This is a genomic window from Nocardiopsis trehalosi NBRC 14201, assembly GCF_001552555.1.
GTDB classification, from domain to species: domain Bacteria; phylum Actinomycetota; class Actinomycetes; order Streptosporangiales; family Streptosporangiaceae; genus Nocardiopsis_B; species Nocardiopsis_B trehalosi.
Map to the genome: position 1 here is coordinate 1 of NZ_BCRK01000251.1, position 6,977 is coordinate 6,977.

Here is a 6,977-nt window from a genome sequence, read left to right on the forward strand (position 1 = left end):
CGGGGCAACCCGATCCGGGGTTCAAATCCCCGATCCTCCGCAGGTAGACCAGGGTCCGTCGCACAGCGGCGGACCTTCGTCGTTGCCGAAGGTGTGACTTCGCGGGTCCGACCGGTCGGCGGAGTTCCCCCCGTGCGCCCCGCGCCGGCCTTGGGAGGATGGTCGACACCACCTCCACGTCACCCCGGCCGACAGGCAGGAAGGCGCCCCACATGACCGGACAGGACACCGCGACCGTCGACTTCCTGTACGAGGTCGGGCTGCTCAAGCGCTACAAGCGGACGGGATGGACGATCGCGGGGGTGTCCGCGCCGGAGTCCATCGCGGACCACTCGCACCGCACCGCCATCGCGGCGGCGGTGATCGCGTCGATGGAGGGCGCCGACCCGCAGCGGGCCGCGTTCCTGGCCCTGTTCCACGACACCCAGGAGACGCGGCTCACCGACGTCCCCTACGTCGCGAAGCGGTACCTGAAGGCGGCCCCCAACGAGGAGGTCACCGCGGACCAGACGGCCGGCCTGCCCGAAGGCCTCGCCGAGGTGATCGGGGACGCGGTCGGGGAGTACGAGGCGAGGGAGTCGCGCGAGTCGGTGTGCGCGAAGGACGCCGATCGGCTGGAGTGCCTGCTGCAGGCGGTGGAGTACCGGGCGCAGGGAACGGACACGCAGGCGTGGATCGACTCGTCCCTCGCCGGGCTGCGGACGGCGGCGGGGCGCCGCCTCGCCGAGGCGGCGCTGGGCCGCGCCCCCTTGGCGTGGATGCACCGTGCGCGCGACTCGAAGCCGGAACTGTAGTCCGGCCGGCTGCGTTCGGGGTCGCGCGCGGACGGCGCGCGGGTCAGGAGGCCTCGGGGCGGCGGCCCTCGCGGGCTCTGGCCGCGCGACGGCGCAGCTGGACGCGGCCCAGCCATTCGTAGAGCGCGTCATAGCCCGCGATACCGACGGCGAGTAGACCGAAGATGCCGGTGATCACCCCGGCCGAGACCGCGCCGAGCACCACGCAGAGCACGGATACGGGCAGGAGCACCGCACCGATACCAAGGCTCCATCTGCCGATACCGCTCATGTCATCACCAGCTCTCAGAGCGGCGCACGCCGCCCGTTCGCCGGACTTCCTATCACGTCCAGGGTCGCCCGCGTTCGCCCGCCCCGTCCGCTGCCGCCATGCCCGGTCCCGTCGCGGGACGGCGCTCCGTGCCGACGCTCCCGGCCCCGCGTCGGGTGCCGACGGGCGCGGTCACGGGAAAGATCCGTCCTGGAACAGGCCGACCGCGCCGCCGTGGATTCCCGAGGGCCGCTCGGGCCCCCGGGTGACCCGGCGCCCCGGTGTCCCCGTGGCGGCGGCGCCCGGCATGACGGATGTCATCGGAAGGGCATGAGTGCCGTGTCTACCGGAGAACGGCGCCGTTCCCCAGGATGGGGGCATGGACAGTGACGCGCGTCCGGCACGGCGGGGCCTCGGGCCATGGGTCGCCGGGCTGATCGGTTTCGTGGTGGGCCTCCTCCTCAGTGACATCGGCCTGGGCATCGTGCTCGGCGTCGTCTTCTTCGCGGCCGCCTACGCCGCGGAGCGGCGGCGGCGCCCCTGATCCTCGGCGGAGCGGAGGGAGCGGCGTCGAGCGGGGGTTCAGGCGGGGTCGAGGACGGGATGGGAGGGTCCCCGGTGAGCGGCGGCCCCACCGGGCCGTGCGGGACCGGACCGCCCGCACGCCGCCGAAGGGAGGCCGTCCGCCGCCCCGCGACCAGGACGGAGCCGAGCATGGCCGAGAGTTTCGAACACGCCATCGTCATCGACGCGCCCATGGGCCTGATCTGGGACATGACCAACGACGTCGAATCCTGGCCGGACCTGTTCCTCGGATACGCGGACGTCGAGATCCTGGAGCGCCGCGGTGCGACGACGGTCGTCCGCCTCACCCGCGAGCCGCTGCCGGACGGCACCGTGCAGCAGTGGACGTCGGAGCGCACGGCCGACCCGGTGGCCCGCACCGTGCGGACCCGCCGGCTCGACCCCGCCCCCTACATGTTCTTCCACCTGCTGTGGACGTACCGCGCCATGCCGAGCGGGGTGGAGCTCCGCTGCCGCGCGGAATACGCCTTCCCGCCCGGCGCGACGGCGGCGGACGTGGCGGCGACCGCCGCCATCGACCGGCGCGGCCACCAGCAGATGTTCGTCCTCCGCGACCGGATCGAGGCGCGCGCCCGCAGCGCGGCGGCCGCGGCGGAGCGGCCCTGACCTCACCCCGACCGGTGGACGAACCGCAGGGGGTACCGGCACTGGGAGCGGAACCGTATCCACGGACCGGCCCGCACCGGGTGGCACGATGCCGGGGGTCCGCACGCGCCGAGCCGGGCGGCGATGCCGGGGCGCCGCCCCCTTGCCGATGCGCCCTGCGGCGCCGGTGCGGGACGAGCGGGGCGCGGGGTGAGGTGGGGAAGGCCCCGCGCAGCGCCGGAGCCGCCCGGTCGGGCCGGCCGACGCGGATGGCGCGAGATCAGCCGATCGCCGACCCCCTCGGAGGCCGGGCGCCGATGACCGGCGCCAAGGGCGGGCACGGACGGTCGGCGGCGCGGGCGGCGGGACGCCAGGGCTGGACAGGCGCGGGACGGCGGGCGCGGGTGCCCGGCGCGGGGCGTGTGGGTGGCCGGCGCGGGGCGTGTGGGGGCGGGGATGGGGTGGGGGATTCGGCTGGGCTTGAATGGGGGTCTTGGTCGGGGCGGAGGAGGGGTTCATTTCCGTCGGCGGGGCGTGGCCGCGTCGGTTGAGTGGGCCGACCGCGCCCTCCGGCCGCGGCGGCCCAGGTCTCCCGCGTCGCCCCGCGCCGCCCTCGGCCGGCCTCCGCTCCGGTGATGGACCGCGCGGCCGGAATCACCGGCCTGGCACCGCCCCCGCCGCCCCGGCGCCGACGTCCACGCGGCCGGGGGCGCGGACGCATCGGCGGAACAATTGGGGAGCCACCGCCGCGTACTCCGATATTCCCCGGGATTCCCTTTGTCCGCGCGTATTTCCGCGCCGCGCACCGCGGGCCCCATTAAGGAAAACGCATTCTCGCACGTCACCGACCCGCCGACGACCGGGTAGCAACGTTGACAATCCGCAAGCGCGGTGAAAATAATCGCTGACATGCACAAGTGAACGATCGCCCCTTCGGCGGTTGCCGATTTCTTGGGATCGAACGTGGACATGAGTTACAAAACTCTCGGAACGCTGGAAATTGTTCACACCACCAATTCCTACTCGCCCGGCGGCACGAAGATGCGCCAGGTCCTCGCCCTGCTCCTCGTCAACGCCAACACCGTCGTCGGCACGGACGCGATCATCGACGAACTCTGGCGCGACTCCCCGCCGCGCAGCGTCGCCACCACGCTCCAGACCTACGTCTACCAGCTGAGAAAGGCGTTCCGCGCCGAGTTCCCCGGCCACCCCATCGGCGGCGCCCTGCGCACCCGCTCCCCCGGCTACACCATCACGGTGCCGCACGACCAGGTCGACGCCAACGCCTTCGAGCGCCTGGCCCGCGAGGGGCGGGCCCTGTTCGACCGGGGCCGCCCCGCCGACGCGCACGCCCGCCTGTGCGCGGCGCTCGACCTCTGGCGGGGGGAGTTCCTGGAGAACGTCCCGCACGGGCGCCGGCTGCACAGCCACGCCGTGCTGCTCGACGAGCTGCGGGTCGAGACCCTCCAACTCAAGATCGCCGCCGAGATGCGCCTCGGCCGCAACCGCGAGGCCATCTCCCAGCTGCGCACCCTCACCGAGCGCCACCCGCTCAACGAGTGGTTCTACGGCCAGCTCATGTGCGCCCTGTCGCGGGCCGGCCGCCGCGGCGAGGCGCTCCAGGTGTACCAGCGCCTGCGGACCACGCTCGACCGCGAACTCGGCCTGGAGCCCTCCGCCGAGATCAAGCGGTTCCACGTCGGCATCCTGCGCGACGACGAACGCCTGCGCGACCCCGGGCCGACCGTCTCCGCGCTCGACATCGCCGCGATCGGACGGTTCTGAGCCGCTCGGGCCGGCGGCGCCCGCGCCGTCGGCCGCACAGGTCAAGGGGGCGTCCACCGCCGTTCGAGCGCCGCATGGTGCGATCGCGACTTGAACCTGATCACCGGCGCTTCGCCCCCGCCGCCGAGGACGAACGGACGTGGTACATGGCCGTGGACAGAGAACGCAGAGTCGTCATCACCGGCATGGGCGCCGTGGTACCGGGCGGTAACACCATCGCCTCCTTCTGGGAGCTGATCAGCTCCGGCCGGACCGCCACCCGCTCCATCTCGCTCTTCGACGCCTCCCCCTTCCGGTCGCGGGTGGCCGCCGAGTGCGACTTCGACCCCGCCGCCGAGGGGCTCACCCCGCGCGAGATCCGGCGCATGGACCGGGCGGCCCAGTTCGCCGCCGTCTGCACCGACCAGTGCCTCGCCGACAGCGGCCTGGAACCCGGCACGTTCGACCCGCACCGCCTCGGCACCAGCGTGGGCACCGCCGTCGGGTGCACCATGAGCCTGGAGGCCGAGTACACCGTGCTCAGCGACAGCGGGCGCGAGTGGCTGGTCGACCCCGCCTACGCCGACCCGCACCTGCACGACTACCTGGTGCCCGGGTCGATCGCCCGCGAGGTCGCCTGGCGGGCGGGCGCCGAGGGCCCGGCCGCGGTGGTCTCCACCGGCTGCACCTCCGGGCTCGACGCCGTCGGCCACGCCGCCGAGGCCGTCCGCGAGGGGTCCGCCGACATCATGATCACGGGCGCGACCGACGCCCCGATCTCGCCCATCACCGCGGCCTGCTTCGACGCCATCAAGGCCACCACGCCGCGCAACGACGACCCCGCGACCGCGTCGCGTCCGTTCGACCGCGACCGCGACGGGTTCGTCCTCGGCGAGGGCGCGGCCATGTTCGTGCTGGAGGAGCGCGAGCACGCGCTGCGCCGGGGGGCGCGCGTGTACGCCGAGGTCGCCGGGTTCGCGTCGCGCTGCAACGCCTACCACATGACCGGGCTGCGGCCCGACGGCCGCGAGATGGCCGCCGCCATCACCGCCGCCCTCGACCAGGCGCGGCTCGACCCGACCGCCGTCGACTACGTCAACGCGCACGGCTCCGGCACCAAGCAGAACGACCGCCACGAGACCGCCGCCGTGAAGACCGCCCTGGGCGAGCACGCCCGCGCCGTCCCGGTCAGCTCCCTGAAGTCCATGGTCGGCCACAGCCTCGGCGCGATCGGCTCCATCGAACTCGCCGCCTGCGCGCTCGCCATCACGCACGACACCGTGCCGCCCACCGCCAACCTGCACACGCCCGACCCCGAGTGCGACCTCGACTACGTGCCACTGGAGAGCCGCCCGTGGCGCACCGACACCGTGCTCAGCGTCGGCAGCGGCTTCGGCGGCTTCCAGAGCGCGATGGTGCTGACCGGACCGGGGGCCCGCCGATGAGCCCCGCGGCCGTGGTCACCGGCATCGGCGTGATCGCCCCCACCGGCGTGGGCACGCAGGCGTACTGGTCCACCACCCTCGCCGGCAAGAGCGGCATCGACCGCATCTCCCGCTTCGACGCCTCCCGCTACCCCGTGCGGCTCGCCGGGGAGGTCGTCGGCTTCGACCCGGCGGCCGAGCTGCCCGGCCGCCTGCTCCCGCAGACCGACCGGGTCACCCGGTTCGCGCTCGCGGCGGGCGCGTGGGCGCTCGACGACGCCGGCATCGACCCGGCCGACCTGCCCGAGTACGGCATGGGCGCGGTCACCGCCAGCGGGTCCGGCGGCTTCGAGTTCGCCCAGCACGAACTGGAGAAGCTGTGGAGCCGCGGCGCCGAGCACGTGAGCGCCTACCAGTCGTTCGCCTGGTTCTACGCGGTCAACACCGGCCAGCTCTCCATCCGGCACGGCATGCGCGGCCCCGGCGGCGTCCTGGTGACCGGGCAGGCGGGCGGGCTCGACGCGGCCGCGACGGCGCGGCGGCGGGTGCGGGGCGGCACCGGCGTCGTCGTCACGGGGGCCGCCGACGCCTCGCTGTGCCCGTGGGGCTTCACCCACCTGCTGGCGGACGGCCGGCTCAGCCGCCGCGACGACCCCAACCGCGCCTACCTGCCCTTCGACGCCGACGCCTGCGGGCACGTGGTGGGCGAGGGCGGCGCCTTCCTGGTGGTCGAGGACGCCGACCACGCGGCCCGGCGCGGCCGCCGCGGCTACGGCGAGATCGCCGGGTACGGCGCGACGTTCGACCCGCCGCCCGACTCGGGCCGCGAGCCCGGTCTGCGCCGGGCGATCGAGACCGCCCTGGCCGACGCCGGGGCCGCCCCCGAGGACGTCGACGCCGTCTTCGCCGACGGCGCCGGCCACCCCGATCCGGACCGCGCCGAGTGCGCCGCCATCACCGGGGTGCTGGGCGCGCGCGCCGACCGGGTCCCGGTCACCGCGCCGAAGGCGGCCACCGGCCGGATGTCGTGCGGCGGGTCGGCGGTCGACCTGGCGACGGCGCTGCTGGCCCTGCGGGAGGGCGTCGTGCCGCCCACGGCGAACGTCACCCGGGTGCCGGCGGAGTACGGCATCGATCTGGTGGTCGGCGCCCCGAGGCCGGCCCGCCTGGCGACGGTGCTCGTCCTCGCCCGGGGCGAGGGCGGCTTCAACTCGGCGCTGGTGCTGCGCGCACCGGCCCGCCACATGTCCACCGACGACGAGGAGCGGTAATGCGAGAGATCACCGGAACGGACCTCGGCCGGATCCTGCGCGAGTGCGCGGGCGGCCCCGAGTCCCTGGCCTGGGACGACGACGCCGTCCTCGACACGCCGTTCGAGGAGCTGGAGTACGACTCCATCGCGCTGCTGGAGGCGGTCGCGCGCATCCAGCGCGACTACGGGGTGCGGGTGGACGACGGCGCCGTCGCCGAGGCCGCCACCCCCCGCGACCTCCTGGCCCGTGTGAACCAGGCCGCCACCGAACCGGCGTAGCCGGTCCGGCGCCCGCCCGCCGGTCCCGGCGGGCGGGCGCCCGC

Annotated in this window: 8 protein-coding genes; 7 read left to right on the forward strand and 1 reads right to left on the reverse strand. The window is 74.7% G+C overall.

What is annotated here, in order from left to right:
- Window positions 1–212: 212 nt before the first annotated feature.
- Window positions 213–794, forward strand: a complete 582-nt coding sequence (locus NT8_RS26265; protein ID WP_067975225.1) for an HD domain-containing protein — start codon at window positions 213–215, stop codon at window positions 792–794.
- A 43-nt stretch (window positions 795–837) separates the two neighbouring features.
- Here NT8_RS26265 and NT8_RS26270 read toward each other — a convergent pair whose 3' ends face one another.
- Window positions 838–1,065: a hypothetical protein gene (locus NT8_RS26270; RefSeq protein WP_067975227.1), complete on the reverse strand. Its 228-nt coding sequence runs from the start codon at window positions 1,063–1,065 to the stop codon at window positions 838–840.
- Window positions 1,066–1,423: 358 nt separating this feature from the next.
- Between NT8_RS26270 and NT8_RS29635 the strand changes: the two genes are divergently transcribed.
- From NT8_RS29635 to NT8_RS26295, 6 genes are all read left to right on the forward strand, one after another.
- On the forward strand, window positions 1,424–1,588 hold the full coding sequence (locus tag NT8_RS29635) for a hypothetical protein (RefSeq protein ID WP_157515984.1): 165 nt from the start codon (window positions 1,424–1,426) through the stop codon (window positions 1,586–1,588).
- Window positions 1,589–1,758: 170 nt separating this feature from the next.
- Entirely contained in the window at window positions 1,759–2,235 is a 477-nt protein-coding gene (locus NT8_RS26275) for an SRPBCC family protein (protein ID WP_067975229.1), read from the forward strand.
- A 948-nt stretch (window positions 2,236–3,183) separates the two neighbouring features.
- Window positions 3,184–3,999 (forward strand): AfsR/SARP family transcriptional regulator, encoded by an 816-nt coding sequence (locus NT8_RS26280; protein ID WP_084469300.1) that lies wholly within the window; start codon window positions 3,184–3,186, stop codon window positions 3,997–3,999.
- A gap of 146 nt (window positions 4,000–4,145) precedes the next feature.
- On the forward strand, window positions 4,146–5,423 hold the full coding sequence (locus tag NT8_RS26285) for a beta-ketoacyl-[acyl-carrier-protein] synthase family protein (protein ID WP_067975235.1): 1,278 nt from the start codon (window positions 4,146–4,148) through the stop codon (window positions 5,421–5,423).
- Window positions 5,420–6,673, forward strand: coding sequence for a ketosynthase chain-length factor (locus NT8_RS26290; protein WP_067975238.1), 1,254 nt, complete (start codon window positions 5,420–5,422; stop codon window positions 6,671–6,673). Before NT8_RS26285 ends, NT8_RS26290 begins: the two co-directional genes overlap by 4 nt.
- Entirely contained in the window at window positions 6,673–6,933 is a 261-nt protein-coding gene (locus NT8_RS26295) for an acyl carrier protein (RefSeq protein WP_067975241.1), read from the forward strand. Before NT8_RS26290 ends, NT8_RS26295 begins: the two co-directional genes overlap by 1 nt.
- The last annotated feature ends 44 nt before the right edge of the window (window positions 6,934–6,977 follow it).

Excerpts from the sequence above, each read along its gene's own strand:
- NT8_RS29635 (WP_157515984.1), top strand. The coding sequence starts at position 1,424 with ATGGACAGTGACGCGCGTCCGGCACGGCGGGGCCTCGGGCCATGGGTC.
- NT8_RS26285 (WP_067975235.1), top strand. The coding sequence starts at position 4,146 with ATGGCCGTGGACAGAGAACGCAGAGTCGTCATCACCGGCATGGGCGCC.
- NT8_RS26265 (WP_067975225.1), top strand. The coding sequence starts at position 213 with ATGACCGGACAGGACACCGCGACCGTCGACTTCCTGTACGAGGTCGGG.
- NT8_RS26275 (WP_067975229.1), top strand. The coding sequence starts at position 1,759 with ATGGCCGAGAGTTTCGAACACGCCATCGTCATCGACGCGCCCATGGGC.
- NT8_RS26280 (WP_084469300.1), top strand. The coding sequence starts at position 3,184 with ATGAGTTACAAAACTCTCGGAACGCTGGAAATTGTTCACACCACCAAT.
- NT8_RS26290 (WP_067975238.1), top strand. The coding sequence starts at position 5,420 with ATGAGCCCCGCGGCCGTGGTCACCGGCATCGGCGTGATCGCCCCCACC.
- NT8_RS26270 (WP_067975227.1), bottom strand. The coding sequence starts at position 1,065 with ATGAGCGGTATCGGCAGATGGAGCCTTGGTATCGGTGCGGTGCTCCTG.
- NT8_RS26295 (WP_067975241.1), top strand. The coding sequence starts at position 6,673 with ATGCGAGAGATCACCGGAACGGACCTCGGCCGGATCCTGCGCGAGTGC.